The 510-nt window shown below is 38.8% G+C and carries 1 protein-coding gene; it reads left to right on the top strand.

Annotated features, from left to right (window positions below; all coding sequences use genetic code 11):
- The first annotated feature begins 24 nt into the window (after positions 1-24).
- Complete coding sequence (locus ELS82_RS25900) at positions 25-384, top strand: hypothetical protein (RefSeq protein WP_134837854.1); 360 nt, start codon at positions 25-27, stop codon at positions 382-384.
- Positions 385-510: the final 126 nt, after the last annotated feature.

Genomic DNA, 510 nt, shown 5'->3' with positions numbered 1-510 from the left:
GGCGTTATGTGATTGGAGACAAATATGAAAAAATCGACAATGTTAGTGCTATTTGTCGTCATTATGCTGGGTTATTTCATCTATGACCGCTATGTAGCTCAACCTAAAGAGTTGGTGCGACTATCAAAGCTAATGCTGAGTCAGGTTGCCATTAAAGAAGGGTGGTTTGATCCATCGGAAGGGTTGCGTGATTTACCAAATGGAACTGCGACTTTACACAAAGAAATCGATACAAGCTTTAAAGACGGCGATACAGCTTATGCTAATGGAAAAATTGCCTACAAAAGTAAAACTACAGACATATGTAAAGTCGTAGACTTCAAATTTACCTACGGCTCATTGAACGACTATGAGATTTTTAGTCAGTCAGACTGCATTGAGTAAAATCACATAACAATAAATTTAAGCAGATTCGCAACGCTTGGCATTTTTGGTTTGAATAGGCTTAAGTGTTTACGGCACAATGGGTTAGGTGTGTGGTAGCGTTGCTCACTACTTAATTTGGCGTTA

It is taken from the genome of Vibrio ouci (assembly GCF_004551525.1).
In the GTDB taxonomy this organism is placed as follows: Bacteria; Pseudomonadota; Gammaproteobacteria; order Enterobacterales; family Vibrionaceae; genus Vibrio; species Vibrio ouci.
Note: the sequence above shows the minus strand (reverse complement) of the source record. Positions and strands in the feature narration are given on the sequence as shown.

Bases quoted from the DNA above. Each gene is read 5' to 3' on its own strand.
- ELS82_RS25900 (WP_134837854.1), top strand. From the start codon at position 25: ATGAAAAAATCGACAATGTTAGTGCTATTTGTCGTCATTATGCTGGGT.